The organism is Candidatus Chlorobium masyuteum (assembly GCF_011601315.1).
Lineage (GTDB): Bacteria > Bacteroidota > Chlorobiia > Chlorobiales > Chlorobiaceae > Chlorobium > Chlorobium masyuteum.
Map to the genome: position 1 here is coordinate 294,205 of NZ_JAAORA010000002.1, position 16,892 is coordinate 311,096.

The window sequence follows — 16,892 nt, forward strand, 5'->3', positions numbered from 1 at the left end:
TGTTGGACGTTGAGTGCCCTGAATTCATGCGCGGATAGTTGAAAAAAAATGCAGACTCGACTTTCGCATGTAAAGCCAAGGCCCCGATAGTTCAGGGCCCTGGGTGTTATGTTGGATGTCGGAGCTGGTTCAGGCCAGTTTTGCCGCAAAGGCAAGCACCTTCTCTACCTTCTCCCGGGAGTCCGCTTCGCAGTAGAGACGCAGAATCGGCTCGGTGCCTGATGGGCGGATCATCATCCATCCTCCCTCAAAGTGATATTTATAGCCATCAAGATCGTTGAATTTCAGCACCTTGTAACCGGCAATGGTTTCAAGATCTCCGGCAGATGCCCTTGCAATTATTGCCTGCTTTTTCTCTTCGCTGACATGCAGGTCGTGGCGACTGAAGCAGAAAAATCCATACTCATCGTAGAGCTCCTGCACCAGCTCCGAAAGGGTTTTTCCCTTGCGGGTCATCATCTCGAGAACCAGCAACCCGGTATAGACACCGTCGCGTTCCGGAAGAAACGAGGTGATGCCTATGCCGCCCGACTCTTCGCCGCCGATAAGGATATCATTGGTGGTCATCAGTTTGCTGACATGCTTGAAGCCCACAGGCAACTCGTGAAGGATGAGATTGTTTTTGCGGCAGATCTTGTCGATGATATCACTCAGTGCAAAGGATTTTGCCACTTCACCCAGCTGGTGCTTCTCCTCGACCAGATCTTTCAGAATTATGGCAAAGAGTTTATGGGAATCAACAAATTCTCCGTTTTCGTCGAGCATACCGATCCGGTCTGCATCACCGTCATTGATAATCGCTACATCAGTCTCAACCTCCTTGAAGAACTCAATGAACTCTTCGATATACTGCGGCATAGGTTCAGGGTTGATGCCACCAAAGCCGGGGTTAAGGCTACAGTGGTAGCAGTTGACCATCGACTCGTCGAAGAGGTTCTTGATGAGATCCTGCCCTGCACCGAACATGGCATTATGGGCAATTTTCAGTCTTGATTCACGGATGAGCGGCAGGTCAATGCGGCTTTTCAGATAGCTCACATAAAACCCTTTCATATCAACCAGTTCGATCAGCTTGTTATCAGCCTTGATCTCTGTTGCCGGGTCCACGAGCGGGAGGTAGCTTTCGATTTCCGTAATGACTTCCGGGTGGGCCGGGCCGCCGTAGGAGGCCTTTACCTTGAACCCGTTATAGATTGCAGGATTGTGTGAAGCGGTGATCACAATTCCTCCGGCAAGCTGTTTTTCTCTTGTATAGAGAGAGACAGCCGGAGTGGAGGCAAAACTGTCGGAGAGGTAGACCTTCAGTCCCTGTGACGAGAAGACCTCGGCGGTATATGCAGCAAACTCTTTTGACATGAAGCGGGTATCGTAGCCGACACATACTCCTTTTGCCCGGTTTGGATGCCTGAGAAAGTAGCGTGCAGAGGCAAGTGCTGCAAGTTTAAGGTTATCAAATGTATAATCCTTGGCTATAATTGCGCGCCATCCATCAGTTCCGAATTTAACTTGCATTCTATTTATTGATTTTGATATAATGGGAATGAAAACTCCGGCGGGAGTTGCAATAAAAATAAAGCGCAAAATACGGTTTCTTTGCGGTTGATCCAATTATAGGTGTCGCGATTAATCGGAAAAGCCTGTAACGGATTCAGAATATTGTTTTTAGCTATTGTTATTGATGCCCATCAAGCTTTTTGTCCTGGCCGGAGAGGTATCCGGAGATCTGCATGCTGCCGGAGTCATCAGCGAACTGCTGAAGGCTGAACCTGACATCCGGGTTTTTGGCATCGGCGGCGAGAAACTTCGCACTCTCGGCGCCGAGCTGCTCTACGATACAGCACAGATGAGCATCATGGGTTTTGTCGATGTGCTCAAGCATTCGCTCTTTCTCCGGAGGGTTTTTCGTGACCTCAAGGAGGCGGTACGCCGCGAAAAACCCCGAGCTGCATTTCTTGTCGATTATCCGGGTATGAACCTTGTCATGGCGCGCTTTTTTCATGAACTTGGTATACCGGTCATCTACTACGTCTCTCCGCAGGTATGGGCCTGGAAAGAGGGGCGGGTCAAGGCGATCCGCCGCTACATCGACCGGCTGCTCGTTATTTTTGATTTCGAAGTGGATTTTTTCCGCCGTCACCAGATCAATGCGGAGTTTGTCGGCCATCCGGTTATTGAAGAGCTGGCTGAACTTTCGCTTCCTTCAAAGGATTTGTTTACCGGGAGCCATGGGATCCAGCCCGGCACGAGGTTGGTAGGCCTTCTCCCCGGGAGCCGCAAGCAGGAGCTTTCCCTCATTCTGCCCGAACTGCTCGAAGCCGCCCGTTTGCTTAACCGGAAATACCGGGTCGTTTTTCTGCTCGGCCGTGCACCGCATCTTGATGCCGCAGCCTACAGTATCATGAAGGAGTACAGCGATCTTACGGTTGTCAACTGCGCCGCCTATGAAGTGATGCAGTACAGTGACGTGGCTCTTGTTACCTCAGGCACCGCGACCCTTGAAACACTCTGTTTCGGCTGCCCGATGGTGGTGGTTTACAGGACCGGAGCGCTAAACTACATGATCGGCCGAAGGCTGGTCAAGCTGAAAAACATCTCACTTGCCAATATTGTGGCCAAAGGGCTTCTGAGCAGCGAAAGAGCGGTGCCGGAGCTTATCCAGCATGAAGCTAACGGTCCGGAGATCTCCCGTCAGGCAGGGATGATTCTCGACAGTCCGGAGCTTGCCGCCTCGATGCGTCACGAGTTGCTTGCCGCCCGTGACCGGCTTGCCGGAGCATCGCCGTCGCACAAGATTGCGGCTATCTTGCAGGATTATTTACAATGAATGAAACGCATCCATCAACCCAGGGTTTGCACCCTGCGCTACCGATATTTCGCCCCTACAGGGCTGATAAATAAAACGGTAAGGTTGTGTCCATATAAATGTTTGATCAGGAATGGAAAAAGCAGTTGCCTATCTCGTCGCACACCCGGTTATATTTGTTATTGCCGTCATTATTTCGATCATCATCGTCTTCTCCTTTCTGAGAAGGATCATGCGACTCTTTATTGTCGTCGCCGCCATTCTGGTGCTCTATGCTGCATATCTCCAGCTTACCGGAGGGCATACGCTTGAGGCTTTTCAGCACCTTGGACAATGGTTCAGCAACGCATTGCACGGCATCACCGGCATGTTCGGCTTTCTGTTTGAGCTGCTGAAGTTTCCGAAGAAAGGGTAACCGCGCTTCTTCCTACTCGGCTACCGGCGCATATTTTGCGTTTGTCACTGCCTCTGCCCGTAATCGGGTAAGCTCTGCCGCAAAGGGATGATGCTTGTTACCCTGGATGTTCAGCGGTAGCGGGATGGCATGAAAGAGCTGATGCTCAAGATCCCATGGTTTGTCATTTTCCACCCAGGCAGCAAAGGTGTTCTCCTCCATCCACCGGTCCAGCCACTCCTCGCCCTTTTTGGTGAGTGTCATCTTTTTGCCGTTGCCAACCATTCTGAGCGGGAATCCGCTCTTTTTTGCGAGCAGGATGCCGAGAGAACGGCGCAGTGTGGAACCGTCGGCGTTACCGTTGAAGTGGTAGCGAACCCGTTGCTGAATAGTCTGCGTTGCATATTTCTCCCCTTTCTTGTCGGGAGAACTTCCGATATAGAGCAGGGTCAGCCCTTCGTGAGTCAGGCATCCATCTACGGGCACACCCGGAGGAATCTCCTTGAAAAAGAGTGCGTAGACGCCATGTGTTTTTGCGACAGGGCTTGGATTGGAGAGTACCTCCGCTCTTGAAAAGAGACGCTGGGGATTGGAAAAAACGGTGCTCATGTAAGTTCTATCAATAAGGGATTTATTTTTTGATGTAGGCGTTCAGGCCTATGGTCACCGGCTTTCCATCAACCATCACCTCGGTGACAGCATTGCCGCGAGTGCTTGCAACCACAAGTGTTTTGCCTGACGAAGAGGGTGTGGGCTTTTCAAGGTCAATCTCTATGCAGAGCTTGCCGTTTTTGATCTCGACGGTCATGGCCATGGGTGGATCGGTTTATTGGTGAATGATGCCTTATCGGGCAATATAACGAAAAGAAGCGATGCGGGGCAGAGTACTGTCCCTTCTGATATGCGGACGTATATTTCTTGTTATTTTATTGTGAAATAATGAAATTGAGGGAGTTGAAAGCTAAATTACGGTTTATGGACACAATATGAAACTGACGATTTGTTTGCGTATTCTTGGCCACAAAGCTCCTGATTTAGATACAGACAGGATCCTGAGATGGAAGTCAGATCTATGGGAGATTCATGAAGGGCGGATAGATACAATAACACTTAATGGTGATTCTGATCTACCAAGTTGGGGGTACTCTGATAGAGTGCTTTTAGCAAAGGCCCCAGTCATAGAAGCTGCAAAAATGACGTTTTACATTCTTAACGTTCCCTTGCAAGACAACTATTATTTTAGGAGACTTGCAAATAATGTGGCGTGCATGTCATTCTTTGAAATAGCCGATTCTCTTCGTTCATACAATATTCCGTTGGAGAATGCAGTATTGAGATTGATATATGGATGCGCTTTGATGTATACCAGAAAAAGAGTGCTTCCTTCAATGTTGCAGTTGGCCAGTTTTGCACACCACGAAACCAAAGGGTGTGTTTTTGATATGGCTGGTATAAAAACAGATATAATATTTTCATCTAACAATCCTATACTTTGTGAGTCTTGTTGCGTTGCTGCCAGCGGGGATCAAGTGCCAAATGAGTTCTTGGCCACCGTTAAAAAGGAAATACAGGGAATCAAGAAGCGTCTGTATTACCAAATAGCAGATGTGATTAAACTACATCCATTGTTGGCACTTACTCTTTCATCTCTTTTTGCGATTATTCTTGGCACTATCGGATTCCTTGTTGCTGCGTACATTTCCAGGTGATAGCCAGTGATCTGATATTACAAAACGGTGTTTTTCTGATGGGTTTTGCTCATAGTTCCGTAATCTTGAGAATGTCTGTGGAAGGATACTTCATTGTTATATCGGGCACAATGCCGGTGGACTCCGATCTTTCGGTTAACTTTTTACCTTGACGAGTTAATCTGCAATACGTTTTTTTGACAAAACGAAGTGGCTTTTTATGACTGTCATAAAGCGCAGGCAGGGAAAAGTCATTTAAGAGCTCGAAGCCAAAAAAGTACTTGAAACTCTGTATATTTCTGCGTTACTGAACAAGGAATAGCTGAAAATGACATAACCATGAATACACTCAGTGCAGTTGAACTCAAGCGTCGCGGCATTGTTGCAATCGAGGAAGCGCTTGCTTTCGGGCCTGTGCATATTCTGAAGCACAATCAACCGGCAGCAGTAGTTATGCTTGAGTCTGAGTACCAGACTTTGGTTCAAAAAACATCCGGAAAGCATAATGCGGATGCTGTCCGCTGGATAATGGATTTCAAGCCTGTCGGTACCCGTTCACAAGAAGAAATTGACAAGCAAATTTCACAAGAACGGAGTTCCTGGGTGTAACAGGGCTAATAACTGTTGCGTTATCAAAAATGGACAACAGATGAAAGTAGTCGCGATAAATGGCAGTCCGCGGGAGGGGGGTAATACGCATATTCTCGTCAGTTGTGTGCTGGATGAGCTTCAGAAAGAAGGGATAGAAACGGAGATTATCCGCATCGGCGGAGAACTTGTCCGGGGATGCACGGCGTGCAATGAGTGCTGGAAGAGCAAAAATCAGCGGTGTGTTATTGATGACGATATTATCAACAGTTGTATTGAAAAGATGGTGCTGTCAGACGGCATCATCATCGGGTCGCCTACCTATTTTGCCAACGTTACCACAGAAATCAAGGCACTGATTGACCGTGCCGGAGCTGTCGGGTGTGCCAATGGTAACATGTTCAGGCGAAAGGTTGGCGCGGCTGTTGTGTCGTCCAGTCGTGAGGGAGCGCTCAATGTTTATAATGCCATTACGGATTTCTTCCTGATTGAGGAGATGGTTGTGCCGGGCTCCTGCTACTGGAATACCGGTATCGGATTCGACAAAGGGGAGGTATCGGAAGACAAGGATGGTTTGCACACCATGCAGGTTCTCGGGCAGAACATGGCCTGGCTGCTGAAAAAACTGCATAAATAACAACTCACGTTTACCTTACCTGATAGATGTAAATTTTGTATATCCCGTTTGATTTACGCTTATATGCAGTGTATATTACTTCTATAATCGCAAGTAGTTGTTTCGTTTATTTGGCCAGCTCTCCGTTAAGCCATCAACGCCCAAAACATCTGCAATCCTCACGCGAAGTTCATTACGAACACATACAGCATCAGTACAGTTGAAGGCTATATCAATTTGTGTTAACGGTTAGCTTACCCTTATAGGCAAAAGAATTAAAGTTTTCGGCCAAGTTTTTTAACCCGTTAAATCAAATAGCAGGAGGAAGAATATATGGCATCTGAGAATCTCTTTACGGTCGCCGCTGTTCGCAAGTCCTCGGATGGCACAATCAAGGACTTTCTTTTTAACGAAAGCCCCCGAATATTCGAACTCGGGAGAACTCTCAAAGGTGATGAGTCGGCAATTGCGAAAATCAATGCAGTGCTTGGCAAAAACAGGCCGATAAAGGTGGCAATTGATTCGCGCAATAATCTTATAAATAAAATTATTGCGCCATCCGATATTGAAGTAAAAGAGTTTTTATCGAAAATATTCAGGCTTGAGAACCCGGAAAAACCAAAGGCTATTGATCTTTCAAAAATCGATCACTCTACCTTTAATATTGTTGATCATTACCTTAAACCCCCTGTTTTTAAACTCTGTACAAAGGTTGTTCCTAATTATCTGAAAGCAAAGGAGATATTCGACTACTGCGCTCAACAATCGTGCCATCTGCCCGGACCGTACGCGGTCAATCCTTGTATCCCGTTTCAGTATGTCCGGGATGGTTGTTATGCCCGAGCCCATAAAATGCGCTGGATAATTACCACCAAGTACCATTACTGCTGTGAAAAAGTCTTTAGTTTTGCAAATAGTGGTAACGATACACTGGCTGTAAAGGCGTCTATGTGGGGAGGTTGTTGCGTGACTTGGTGGTATCACGTTGCTCCACTCATTCGCGTAGTTGTCAAGTTGGGGAAATTTACCTTTACCCAGGCCATGGTTATAGATCCGGGTATGTTCGACAAACCTGTAACTCTAAGCACCTGGCTCTCGGCACAGGCAAACACAACCTGTGCGCCGAACGCGAAGGTCTCAATGTACTCCATTCAGCCGGGATCAGCATATTGGCCTGCTAATTATGCTGGCACGCAATATGGTACGGATAATAACTATGTGTCAACTGATTCCACTCTAATAGCTTATCAGAATTTACAAACTTGTCCATAGGCGCTATAGTTCATGTCATGTATAAAAATCGGCGCACGGCAGGAGAAAGAGCCACACGTTTTATATGCATGACATGACACTTCTGTTGTTGTGAAGATTTTGTAATTATGCTGTAAACTTTGCTTGACCGGGATATATCAATGAACAGCAATATAGAAGGGAATGAAAAAAAAGTTTTATTTCCGAGATATGACAGTGGCCAATATCCGGTGTAACGATGATGCTGACTTTGTTGAAATCACATTTCTGGAGTCAGCCCGTTTCTATCGGATCATGAAGAAGAACAGTGATTGTCGCGACATGTTAGGCAAGCTTGAACGCGCATTGTCAGACTCGAAACCGATGCGAGTCGGGTTTGAGTCTATTGACAGTGATACTATTAAGGCAGTTAGTCACATAAAGGTTTAAATCCGTTTGCCATTTACAACTCTTGAGATTAGGAGAATCAAGCTCAGTTTTAGTTTAAGCAAATAAAGGCGCCAATAAAATGGAACATAAATCTAAAATAGTAATCGCTGATGGTGGAAATTCTGCCCATTTACCAGATCATACTTTAGAATCCTGTCTCTCAGCTTACACTGCTGGCGCAGATCATTTGCTTCTTTCCATACAGCGCACTTCTGATGGTGTATTGGTTCTTTTTCGTCATGATAACCTTGCTGAACAAACCGATATACAGGGTCATATCGAATCACTCGATTGGGCATCTGTATATCAGGCTGATACGGGTGCTTTTTTTTCTGTTGGAAAAGATTATCCATGGCAAAAATCGCCGACATTGCACCGTTTTATTCACCCTACTACACTTGAGGATCTGTTGCTACGTCTGGAGGATAATGTTGGTTATTTGCTAAAACCCGGACGTTCTGAACAAACTATTGAGCAGCGTTATTCTATTGCTGAATCAATTGAAAGGCTGTTTACGAATTATTCAAGGCAGATGCCCACTCTGTTAGTTGAAAGTGATGATCAGGTCAAACTATTGCGCTCTATGCTGCATGGCAGATTAAAGGTTATTGCAAAAAAAGAGATTAATCTTGATCAGTTCATTATCAGTTCTGATGTGACTGCATTCCGAGAGATCAATGGTGGCTTGGTAACTTCTATGAAAGAAGATTGGAATGGCAAAATTATCGATACTCGCCGTTGGGTTGCAGGCGTCTCTTCCGGTCATCATATCATGCGTCCTATGCTTGGGATAGAAGAGTATAACGAAAAGGTCTTTTGTGCTTCAGCATATGCTGACAATGGCTTGCACATTGATGTTATTGAAGGGAAAACTTATGCTAGCGCTGGAGTTGTAAGTCAGTTTTCACTCGACAAAGAGTTTGTTGTGGATGTTGACTTTACCTACGATAATCCCGCAATAGCAAATATGATGGTACTTGCAGTGATCAATCAGGATGTTTTTCCTGCTTATTATCATCATGAAGGTGTATGGCAAAATCCTGAAATGCACTGGCAGAATCATGCATTTGATACCCATGGTGCCGCTCCATTTGTCTCAATGGAGCGGGAAGAGGGTGATGGCTTCCGCATTATGAAGTACACATCTCAAGCAGGTGTATATGAATGGTACGGAAACTGGTATCTGGGTGATGTGGGTTCCGGGGCTTCTCTGAGAGGTCGCCTGCGTCTAGAACGGAGGGGGCGCTTTTTCAGTGGTTACTATCAGGATGAAAATAACGGGGAGTGGGTGGGTGTAGGCACTCTTGAAAATGCATCCATGAATGAACGAGTCAATTTGCGCCTGGGAGCAAAACACTATCTTAAGCAGGGAGCACCTGATCCGCTTCAACGGCTTCATGTTCATTATACCAATCTGCTTATCCGGAGACCACCAGGGGCAGTTTATCAGACACGTTGCGCCTCTGGTTCACCTTACGATGTAGTTGTTTCCGGGCCAACCCCGCACATCCCGATAAACCCCAAGCACTAAAAAGTTGAGAGGTAACAACATGAGTGATCAGCAAATTGTAGCGTGTATGCCTGTAGAAGTTCAGTTGGCTTGGGAAGTGATGACTTGTCGTGCTCTTAGAAGCACTTATGATACCAACCATGCCTGTCGATGGTTTAACCAACATTATGGCCCATTTCCCTCATTCGATTGGATTGAACCGTTTTTCGCTGGACAACTCAATCAAGATGAAACAAGAATTCATCAAGTTCTCAGTAATGGATGTCGGTACCAACTACCAGAGTTGATGAGCGGTTGCCGCAAAGCTCCGATCATGACTATTGGAATAAATCCGAATTTGACTGCATATTGGCCTGGCACTTTAGGCGCAGCATGGACTTATCCATACTTTGATGATGTCGGACAATTTGCGCACTACTTTCGTAAGCGATCATTTTATCAGGAACGTTTTTCGCTCGATTTTATCCGTAGTCATATTGTTCCGGGTAGTGAAGTTAAAGCTGTCAGATCAGGTAGCATAATTAGCATAAGTCGATCCAAACTTGATGAGCAGTTGACGATAGAGTTGAAGTACAATGATTTTCCTGCTCAAAGTTTTAATCTGAGTCGAGAGTATGAAGTTTTTTTTGACAAAGAACAGCTTTTTATGGAAGGCGCTGTTATTGCAGCCAGGATTGATTTGCCTGAGAGTGAGATTGCCGAGTTGATTCAGGAAGAAGTGGGCTATTATAAACGTTTCCGAGATATTCTGAAACAGTTTAAAGAGATGGCAGGTATTGCATTGCAAGATTCGGATTTAAGATTAGGCGAGGATGTATGTCAAGCTGATATGGTGGCATGCGCAAGTCCTGGTTGGGACTCTTGGTTTACTGCTGAAGCGCAAACAGGTATTATTGATGAATGTGTGCATAAGCGTGGTTGGCTGGCGCAGCAATTACTTCAAACTCAGCCACTTATGGTCGTTTTTGCTGGGCTGAGAGCCTTCAATATGTTTCAGCAAAGATTCAAAGTGCAAATAATTCCGGAAATCAATATTAATGCAGATACATACGAGATACTGGATGCTTGTGTAACGGGCAACTATCGACTGAAAACAGAAACTAAAAACGGAGTAATTGATGCAAGAATAGTCATCGCGCCACACTTCTCTTATGCTACAAATTTCGAAAAACAGAGTCGTTTTTCGCCTGAACAATGGATGTCATTTTGTAGGATATATCCTAAGCAGGTTGAGCAGTTAGAACCATTTACCAAAGAGAACTTTGACAAAAGCAGCATGTTGGTTTTTATTGATCGGCCTGCCGCTCCTAAACAAGAGCAAATTGGTGATGATGCTTGGCAAGTGCTTATGGAACATCACTACGATCCGATAGAATTGGTTTCGCGCTGTATGTACCAAGAATATATTGCTGGTAATCTCGTGGTTGACACTGAGCGAGGGCATTTTGCTCGGAGTGCTGGTGCTTGTCAGTTCTGCGATAATGCATTATACCGCTTTCCTGAAGGGTGTTCTTATAATGTCAACGGTATATCTCCGTCATTAAAAAATTTACGTGAAGAAGCTTTGAGTTTGGTTCGAAATATTGATCATTGAAGAGCGGATATCAGACGCAAGGTTGGCGCGGCTGTTGTGTCGTCCAGTCGTGAGGGAGCGCTCAATGTTTATAATGCCATTACGGATTTCTTCCTGATTGAGGAGATGGTTGTGCCGGGCTCCTGCTACTGGAATACCGGTATCGGATTCGACAAAGGGGAGGTATCGGAAGACAGTGATGGTTTGCACACCATGCAGGTTCTCGGGCAGAATATGGCCTGGCTGCTGAAAAAGCTGAATACATAACAACTCACATCATCCCGCCAGAGATATCCCTGCATACCGGCACTTTTTTTGAATGTGTTTCCTCTCCCACCGTCTCAACCGGACTTTAAATCCTGACCTTTACCTTGACCAATAAACGGCAACGGAGTTTTGCTGATAGCGCACTCTGCTGCCATGCTGAACTCTCAGGAGGCGCGGATGGTTTAGAACTCATGATGTATGTGACAGTTTGTACGATAACGCGAACGGGTGCAGATGTAGAGGAGTGAATTCATGATAAACTCAATGGGAGGATGGTTATGAAATGGACAGGTATTTACCTTGTTGGTTATGTGATTTTGATGGGCGGAGTGCTTGCTGCACTCTGGCAACTGGATGTTCTTGAGACTGTCGGGACTGTCTGGACAGCTATCGGGGTCATCATAGCAGTTGGTATTGGCATCATGCTCGCCGTATCAAGCAGCGGAACCAAAGAAAATGTAAAGTGAATCCATCGTCATGAAGCAGAGCGGCGGATGCCCTCCATCCGTCGCCTGGGCATAATATTCGTGTGCAACCTCAGAAGCCGCTTCATCCAGCCTTCCGGCTTGACACAAAATACACACAAGCGTAACGTATTTTGATCGGTTTTTTTGTCTCGCAATATGTCTCGATTCATTAGCCGTAAACCTCCCCTTTTCAAGGAAGGGGTTTCCCTTTTTTGTTTCTATAAGAAGTGAAAATGATGCGTATGGAGTGTTTTATTTTGTGATAATAGATGTAAATTTATCTGTTGTGAAATAATGAGGTTAAACAGCATATAACGCATTGATTCGCAGAAAACGCGAATTAATCTGTAACATGTTGTTTTTTAGTAAAATAATTAATAAAAAAAGAAGGACACTACCATGGCAATCTTTGCTCTGCCCCACAAAAACACTACGATCAAAGTTGATGGTGATGACGTTGCCTTGACCTACGGTGCCGGAGAGGTCGGCTATATCACTATCAGTCTCAGTACCGCTCAGGCAGTCACCTGGTGGAAAGCAGTGGACACCATTTCCGGTGGTTATGACCAAAGTATTGGTTTGGTTGAAACCCAGGATGCAGACCATGGCCCAAAAACAATAAAGCTTGCGATCAGTAAATTTACCGATTCAGCTCATTTTGTGTTTTGGAAGGCCAAGTTCCTGGGGATTCATACCCCAACTGATCACTATTATTTCGTGCCGGATGAGCTTAATGGAAAAGTAGTTGGTTTTGACTGGAAAACGGCTTGACATTCCCCGGCAGTGACCCGGAGATTCGTTGAATAATGCACTTTGAATCTCCGGGTCAAGCCTTTTAACCCGGAAGTGTTTTTACCACAATGCTTTGCTGGAGCAGAACGAACAGTCTGATGAACGAGAGACCTTCTATTATTTGTATGGGCTATCACCCATTATAAGACAGATCGGCATACTGCATTTGATTTCGTTAACAGGCACTCTATATTACAACTGATATCGCAAACCGGTGTTTTGATGTGGTGAGCTATCAGCCTTCACTCCTCAAAACTTCTGCATTTCTCACGCGAAATCAGTTACGACCCTCTTTATAGCAGCAGAAACTTGTTGAAATCGAGTCAAACGGTTTTTCAGTAATCATGTATTGTTAAAATGGCTCGACCTGCTGGTTGCCGGGTCTCTTTTTTCATCATGTCAGCTCACCATAAAGGAGGATAGCTATGGCCGCTTCGAAAAAAAAGGCGTTGTGTGTAGGAATCAATCAATTCAAGAACTTTCCAAGTGCTGCGTTGCAGGGCTGTGTGAATGACGCCAACGAGATGTCAGCGCTTTTGCAGAAACTGCTTGGTTTTAAAAAAGGCGATATCACGGTGCTGACGGATGCCCAGGCAACCAAAGCTGCCATTATCAACAGTCTTAAAGAGATGGTGGATGGAGCAAATGCTGGGAAGTATACCTATCTGCTCTTCAGCCTCTCCAGTCATGGCACACAGGTGCCGGATCTGAGTGGTGACGAACCGGATCGGGCTGATGAGGCGTTCTGCACTTATGACCTTGCCCAGTCAGGCAGCCAGTGGGACAAGAATCACATTATCCTTGATGATGAATTGCGTGATCTTTTCATTCAACTGCCTTCAACGGTGCTTCTGGAAGTCTATCTCGATACCTGCCACAGCGGTACCGGTCTGAAAGCGATTGACATGCTGCTTGACCGAACTCCGCGCTATCTTCCGCCGCCTTCTCTTAAAGCATTCCTTGAGGTGGACACCAAGAAATCTCGCGGACTCCGTCACGGATTGCTTGAAAAAGGTATGGTTCATAACATCCTCTGGGCAGCCTGCCGTGCCGACCAGACAAGTGCCGATGCCAATATTGCCGGGGGCTGGCATGGCGCATTCACCTACTATTTCTGCAAGCAGATGTATGCCTGCAAGAACTCTCTTTCGCGTGCAGATCTTCTGGTCAAAATTCGTGCAGACCTGAAGAAAGGAAAATACAACCAGATTCCGCAACTTGAGTGTGAGGCCACCAAGCGCCAGTTGAAGCCTGGGTGAAGACGCTTTGCCTGCATAGCTTTTTTTAACAAAAGGGGAGAGGCCACTGACGCGCAGCCTCTCCCCTTTTATGTTTTTATCAGGATAAAGAAAAATGGAGCTCTCTTTGTCATTGAGGCGATCATCTTATGGCAAAATTCCTTTTGCTTCGACGCTGCTTCAGGGAGAATATGGACATGGTGAGGCTGATCTGTAGTTTGACGCCTGCTATTTGAACGATATCTTGTAAATTTGCTGAACTGCCCTTTGAGTTTAAGGTGAGCCGGACCCCGAAGTGCCGGGTATGTCCACAAAAGGGTTACGCAGTATTACAAAGAAATATTCCCGATATGGCAACTACCACTATTCCTTCCGGATGGAATGCATCCGCACATCAAAAATGGTTAGGCAATAACCGTGCTGAAGCTATTCAGGAAACCATCGGCGAAATCAATGCCATTCAGTCGGAGGAAAAGCCGGTTGATCTGGTGTTACAGCTGGCCTATTATTTTTTTCTTGTCAATGATTATCAGTCAGCCGCAACGATTCTTGAGCAGCAGCGAGCCCGCACCCCGTCTAATTTACAGGTTTTACTCAATACTGCGGTTTGTCACTCCCGTTCAGGGAAGAGCGAGGATGCCGTCAAACGTGCTAAAGAGGTAATAAAAAAAGATCCGGCCAACAGCCTTGCTTACGATATTCTGGCAAATGCATACGCTAATCTTGGTCAATTCACCAGTGCCCGTCGAGCAGGAACAAAATCGCTTGAGCTCAAGGATCGTGCCGCGCAATCCCTGCCTGAAAACTGGTCACTTCCGAAGGGGAAACCTCAAACGTTTGCCTCGAAAGATGATAAAAAGAGTGTTATTGCCTTCTCCCTGTGGGGAACCAACCATAGATATTTACGCGGAGCACTCCGTAATCTGCTTCTGGCACCAGAGTTTTATCCTGACTGGGAGCTTCGGTTTTATGTTGATAATTCCGTGCCGCAACCATTTCTTGAGCTGCTGCAGATACTGAACGGGAAGGTTGTTATAAAACCTTCCTACGCTGATTTTAAAACCAGACTGTGCTGGCGGTTTGCCGTGGCAGATGATCCTTCTGTTGGCTACTTTATGGTTCGCGATGTGGATTCGGTTATTGGTATGCGTGAAGCCGGAGCCGTTCAAGAATGGCTGAATTCCGATAAATGGTTCCATGTCATGAGAGACTGGTGGACGCATACGGATTTGATGCTGGCGGGTATGTGGGGTGGTGTGGCAGGAGTTCTGCCATCACTCTCGGCTTTGGCTGATGGCTACACCTCCAGAGCGGTTGAAACACCCAACATTGACCAGTGGTTTTTGCGGGACTCTGTCTGGAGTTATGTTCGTCAATCATGTTTTGTTCATGATCGATTTTTTGATATGCCGGGTTCTGTCCGTCTTCCTGAAACCAAAAGAGCCGGAAACTTTCATATAGGGCAGAATGAATATGCTGTCAGAAAAAAGGAACAGGATCGGTTTTTGAAGGCATGGATCGAAAAATACCCCTGCCTTCAGACTTGATTGAAAAAATAACATGTACATTTACTGAATGGTCAGAACCGGCAGGGATTTGTAGTGTTACCGGTTCCGGTTCTTCTTTCTTTTAAAGCTTTTAACGGTATAATTCGAGGGTATTGAATGATATGGAGGAACGATTTTTTCTGAAACTTCTGCTTTTTCTTTTTGCCGGACTCATTGCTGCCGAGCTACTGGTTGTAACGCTTTATGGCTTCCGGCTTGAGCTGATACTGTTCACGTTTATCGTTGCGGTTGCGCTGACGGGTATTGTGATTGTTGCAAAGCTTCTGTTACGGGAGCGGCCGGAGATTGAGTCTGTTTCAATGCGCCGTTTGCGGCAGAAAAGTGCCGGAGTCATGCAGGATCGTCTGAAGGATTACTCGGTTGACGATGAGTTTATGGGTGAGCCTGTTTCGCGGAGTGCAAAGGTGAGAGCTGAGGCTCCGGTGCCTGTTGGAAGCGACCCCAAAAATCCATCGCTCAATGTTGATTCACTTGACGGGATGATCAGGGAGGTTGCCCGGATGTATGGCGGTTTCGGAACCCTTCTCCGGGCGCTGGAGCAGCTTGATGATGCAGCATTCAGGAGGCAGTTGGCCAAAGCCGGTTTTGGCAGGGGTGAGGGTTTTTCAAGAGAGGAGGTGATTCAGCGGATCAGTGAGATGGCTGAAGCGGAGTGCCTCAAAAACCGGGATGAAACCGGCAGTATTGGTGAAAAAGAGTGTGTCATCGACGGTTTTTCGCTTGACAGCGAGAGTTTTGATCTCTATATCCAGCGAAGCATGAGCAGTACAGAGAGTGAAGGCGATGACGGCTTTTGTGTTGAGCTTGACAGTGAAGCCCTTTCAAAGCGAACCGGCACGATGCCATCGGATTTTTCGCATGACCCCAAGGCGGTTTTTTCAAAGCTGAAAAAACCGGGTACGAACGCATGAAGCGGCAGGAACGGGAGCCGCTCAGCAAGGAAAAACTGCGCAAATATACAAGACTCCATCAGAAAAAACAGCGGGAGCGGGAGGGGCTTTTTCTTGCAGAAGGGCTTCGCACCGTCACCGAACTCTGCCGGAACCTTCCGGATGAAGAGATGCTTGTTGCCCTTCTGATTCGTGAAACGCAGCCGGATGATATTGAATTTACTCAAGTCTTCCGGGGGAAAGTTTTTTCGATAAGTGACAGAGAGTGTTCACAACTTGCCCAGACCACAACTCCTCAGGGTGTGTTCGGTGTTTTTCGACAGCTGCCCGATCCGGAGCCCTTCGGTGAAGGAAAAAAGGGAGCCTCCTTTATTGTTGTGCTTGATGATGTTCAGGATCCCGGCAATGTGGGAACCATACTCAGAACAGCGGTCTGGTTCGGAGCTGACGGCGTGATCTGCAGTGGAGGAACCGTTGACCGGTACAACGCAAAAACCGTTCGTTCTTCAGCCGGAAGCATTTATGCCATACCTCATTACAGGGTTGAACATGTGGCCGATGAACTCAATCGGCTTAAGGCGCTTGGTTATTGTATTATTTCCGCTTCGCTTGAGGGAAAGGATTTCAGGGAGTTCAGCGCCCGGCCTGAAAAACAGGTGCTGGTTATCGGCAATGAAGCCAACGGGGTGAGTGAGCAGGTTCAGGCACTTTCCGACAGGCTTGTACGGATACCGCATGCAGGAAAAAAGGCGCGGGTTGAATCGCTTAACGCTTCGGTCTCCGCGGCCATATTAATAGAGCGGATGCTGCTTGATTAA

18 protein-coding genes are annotated in these 16,892 nt (G+C 46.4%); 15 read left to right on the forward strand and 3 right to left on the reverse strand.

The window, feature by feature from the left end; genetic code table 11:
- Positions 1–129 precede the first annotated feature (129 nt).
- Positions 130–1,512 (reverse strand): phosphoglucomutase/phosphomannomutase family protein, encoded by a 1,383-nt coding sequence (locus tag G9409_RS04980; protein ID WP_166807713.1) that lies wholly within the window; start codon positions 1,510–1,512, stop codon positions 130–132.
- A 166-nt stretch (positions 1,513–1,678) separates the two neighbouring features.
- Between G9409_RS04980 and lpxB the strand changes: the two genes are divergently transcribed.
- On the forward strand, positions 1,679–2,824 hold the full coding sequence (gene lpxB, locus G9409_RS04985) for a lipid-A-disaccharide synthase (protein WP_166807714.1): 1,146 nt from the start codon (positions 1,679–1,681) through the stop codon (positions 2,822–2,824).
- A 112-nt stretch (positions 2,825–2,936) separates the two neighbouring features.
- Entirely contained in the window at positions 2,937–3,218 is a 282-nt protein-coding gene (locus G9409_RS04990) for a hypothetical protein (protein ID WP_166807715.1), read from the forward strand.
- 12 nt (positions 3,219–3,230) lie between these two features.
- Here the strand turns inward: G9409_RS04990 and G9409_RS04995 are convergent, their stop codons facing one another.
- Together G9409_RS04995 and G9409_RS05000 are read right to left on the reverse strand one after the other, a co-directional pair.
- Positions 3,231–3,806: a GIY-YIG nuclease family protein gene (locus G9409_RS04995; RefSeq protein ID WP_166807716.1), complete on the reverse strand. Its 576-nt coding sequence runs from the start codon at positions 3,804–3,806 to the stop codon at positions 3,231–3,233.
- Between the two features lie 22 nt (positions 3,807–3,828).
- Positions 3,829–4,011: a hypothetical protein gene (locus G9409_RS05000; RefSeq protein ID WP_006367239.1), complete on the reverse strand. Its 183-nt coding sequence runs from the start codon at positions 4,009–4,011 to the stop codon at positions 3,829–3,831.
- Between the two features lie 172 nt (positions 4,012–4,183).
- Between G9409_RS05000 and G9409_RS05005 the strand changes: the two genes are divergently transcribed.
- The 13 genes from G9409_RS05005 to G9409_RS05065 all read left to right on the forward strand — a co-directional run bounded on the left by G9409_RS05005 (position 4,184) and on the right by G9409_RS05065 (position 16,892).
- On the forward strand, positions 4,184–4,906 hold the full coding sequence (locus tag G9409_RS05005) for a hypothetical protein (RefSeq protein ID WP_166807717.1): 723 nt from the start codon (positions 4,184–4,186) through the stop codon (positions 4,904–4,906).
- Positions 4,907–5,224: 318 nt separating this feature from the next.
- Positions 5,225–5,494 carry a type II toxin-antitoxin system Phd/YefM family antitoxin gene (locus G9409_RS05010; protein WP_166807718.1) on the forward strand — a complete coding sequence of 90 codons (270 nt, stop codon included), beginning with the start codon at positions 5,225–5,227 and terminating at the stop codon, positions 5,492–5,494.
- 40 nt (positions 5,495–5,534) lie between these two features.
- Positions 5,535–6,110: a flavodoxin family protein gene (locus G9409_RS05015; RefSeq protein ID WP_166807719.1), complete on the forward strand. Its 576-nt coding sequence runs from the start codon at positions 5,535–5,537 to the stop codon at positions 6,108–6,110.
- Between the two features lie 312 nt (positions 6,111–6,422).
- On the forward strand, positions 6,423–7,361 hold the full coding sequence (locus G9409_RS05020; protein WP_166807720.1) for a protein-glutamine glutaminase family protein: 939 nt from the start codon (positions 6,423–6,425) through the stop codon (positions 7,359–7,361).
- Positions 7,362–7,848: 487 nt separating this feature from the next.
- Positions 7,849–9,300, forward strand: coding sequence for a glycerophosphodiester phosphodiesterase (locus G9409_RS05025; RefSeq protein ID WP_166807721.1), 1,452 nt, complete (start codon positions 7,849–7,851; stop codon positions 9,298–9,300).
- Positions 9,301–9,319: 19 nt separating this feature from the next.
- On the forward strand, positions 9,320–10,873 hold the full coding sequence (locus G9409_RS05030) for a hypothetical protein (RefSeq protein WP_166807722.1): 1,554 nt from the start codon (positions 9,320–9,322) through the stop codon (positions 10,871–10,873).
- 36 nt (positions 10,874–10,909) lie between these two features.
- A complete protein-coding gene (locus G9409_RS05035) occupies positions 10,910–11,119 on the forward strand; it encodes a hypothetical protein (RefSeq protein WP_208019667.1) in 210 nt (69 codons plus the stop codon).
- Between the two features lie 278 nt (positions 11,120–11,397).
- Positions 11,398–11,586, forward strand: coding sequence for a hypothetical protein (locus G9409_RS05040; RefSeq protein ID WP_166807723.1), 189 nt, complete (start codon positions 11,398–11,400; stop codon positions 11,584–11,586).
- Between the two features lie 399 nt (positions 11,587–11,985).
- A complete protein-coding gene (locus G9409_RS05045; RefSeq protein ID WP_166807724.1) occupies positions 11,986–12,357 on the forward strand; it encodes a hypothetical protein in 372 nt (123 codons plus the stop codon).
- Positions 12,358–12,803: 446 nt separating this feature from the next.
- On the forward strand, positions 12,804–13,637 hold the full coding sequence (locus G9409_RS05050) for a caspase family protein (protein ID WP_166807725.1): 834 nt from the start codon (positions 12,804–12,806) through the stop codon (positions 13,635–13,637).
- A gap of 329 nt (positions 13,638–13,966) precedes the next feature.
- Positions 13,967–15,163, forward strand: a complete 1,197-nt coding sequence (locus tag G9409_RS05055; protein WP_166807726.1) for a tetratricopeptide repeat protein — start codon at positions 13,967–13,969, stop codon at positions 15,161–15,163.
- Positions 15,164–15,285: 122 nt separating this feature from the next.
- Positions 15,286–16,095, forward strand: coding sequence for a hypothetical protein (locus G9409_RS05060; RefSeq protein WP_166807727.1), 810 nt, complete (start codon positions 15,286–15,288; stop codon positions 16,093–16,095).
- Positions 16,092–16,892: a TrmH family RNA methyltransferase gene (locus G9409_RS05065; protein ID WP_166807728.1), complete on the forward strand. Its 801-nt coding sequence runs from the start codon at positions 16,092–16,094 to the stop codon at positions 16,890–16,892. The genes G9409_RS05060 and G9409_RS05065 overlap by 4 nt, the downstream gene beginning before the upstream one ends.

What these genes read in the sequence shown, in the direction of transcription:
- G9409_RS04980 (WP_166807713.1), bottom strand. Translation starts at nt 1,512, where the DNA reads ATGCAAGTTAAATTCGGAACTGATGGATGGCGCGCAATTATAGCCAAG.
- lpxB (WP_166807714.1), top strand. Translation starts at nt 1,679, where the DNA reads ATGCCCATCAAGCTTTTTGTCCTGGCCGGAGAGGTATCCGGAGATCTG.
- G9409_RS04990 (WP_166807715.1), top strand. Translation starts at nt 2,937, where the DNA reads ATGGAAAAAGCAGTTGCCTATCTCGTCGCACACCCGGTTATATTTGTT.
- G9409_RS04995 (WP_166807716.1), bottom strand. Translation starts at nt 3,806, where the DNA reads ATGAGCACCGTTTTTTCCAATCCCCAGCGTCTCTTTTCAAGAGCGGAG.
- G9409_RS05000 (WP_006367239.1), bottom strand. Translation starts at nt 4,011, where the DNA reads ATGGCCATGACCGTCGAGATCAAAAACGGCAAGCTCTGCATAGAGATT.
- G9409_RS05005 (WP_166807717.1), top strand. Translation starts at nt 4,184, where the DNA reads ATGAAACTGACGATTTGTTTGCGTATTCTTGGCCACAAAGCTCCTGAT.
- G9409_RS05010 (WP_166807718.1), top strand. Translation starts at nt 5,225, where the DNA reads ATGAATACACTCAGTGCAGTTGAACTCAAGCGTCGCGGCATTGTTGCA.
- G9409_RS05015 (WP_166807719.1), top strand. Translation starts at nt 5,535, where the DNA reads ATGAAAGTAGTCGCGATAAATGGCAGTCCGCGGGAGGGGGGTAATACG.
- G9409_RS05020 (WP_166807720.1), top strand. Translation starts at nt 6,423, where the DNA reads ATGGCATCTGAGAATCTCTTTACGGTCGCCGCTGTTCGCAAGTCCTCG.
- G9409_RS05025 (WP_166807721.1), top strand. Translation starts at nt 7,849, where the DNA reads ATGGAACATAAATCTAAAATAGTAATCGCTGATGGTGGAAATTCTGCC.
- G9409_RS05030 (WP_166807722.1), top strand. Translation starts at nt 9,320, where the DNA reads ATGAGTGATCAGCAAATTGTAGCGTGTATGCCTGTAGAAGTTCAGTTG.
- G9409_RS05040 (WP_166807723.1), top strand. Translation starts at nt 11,398, where the DNA reads ATGAAATGGACAGGTATTTACCTTGTTGGTTATGTGATTTTGATGGGC.
- G9409_RS05045 (WP_166807724.1), top strand. Translation starts at nt 11,986, where the DNA reads ATGGCAATCTTTGCTCTGCCCCACAAAAACACTACGATCAAAGTTGAT.
- G9409_RS05050 (WP_166807725.1), top strand. Translation starts at nt 12,804, where the DNA reads ATGGCCGCTTCGAAAAAAAAGGCGTTGTGTGTAGGAATCAATCAATTC.
- G9409_RS05055 (WP_166807726.1), top strand. Translation starts at nt 13,967, where the DNA reads ATGGCAACTACCACTATTCCTTCCGGATGGAATGCATCCGCACATCAA.
- G9409_RS05060 (WP_166807727.1), top strand. Translation starts at nt 15,286, where the DNA reads ATGGAGGAACGATTTTTTCTGAAACTTCTGCTTTTTCTTTTTGCCGGA.
- G9409_RS05065 (WP_166807728.1), top strand. Translation starts at nt 16,092, where the DNA reads ATGAAGCGGCAGGAACGGGAGCCGCTCAGCAAGGAAAAACTGCGCAAA.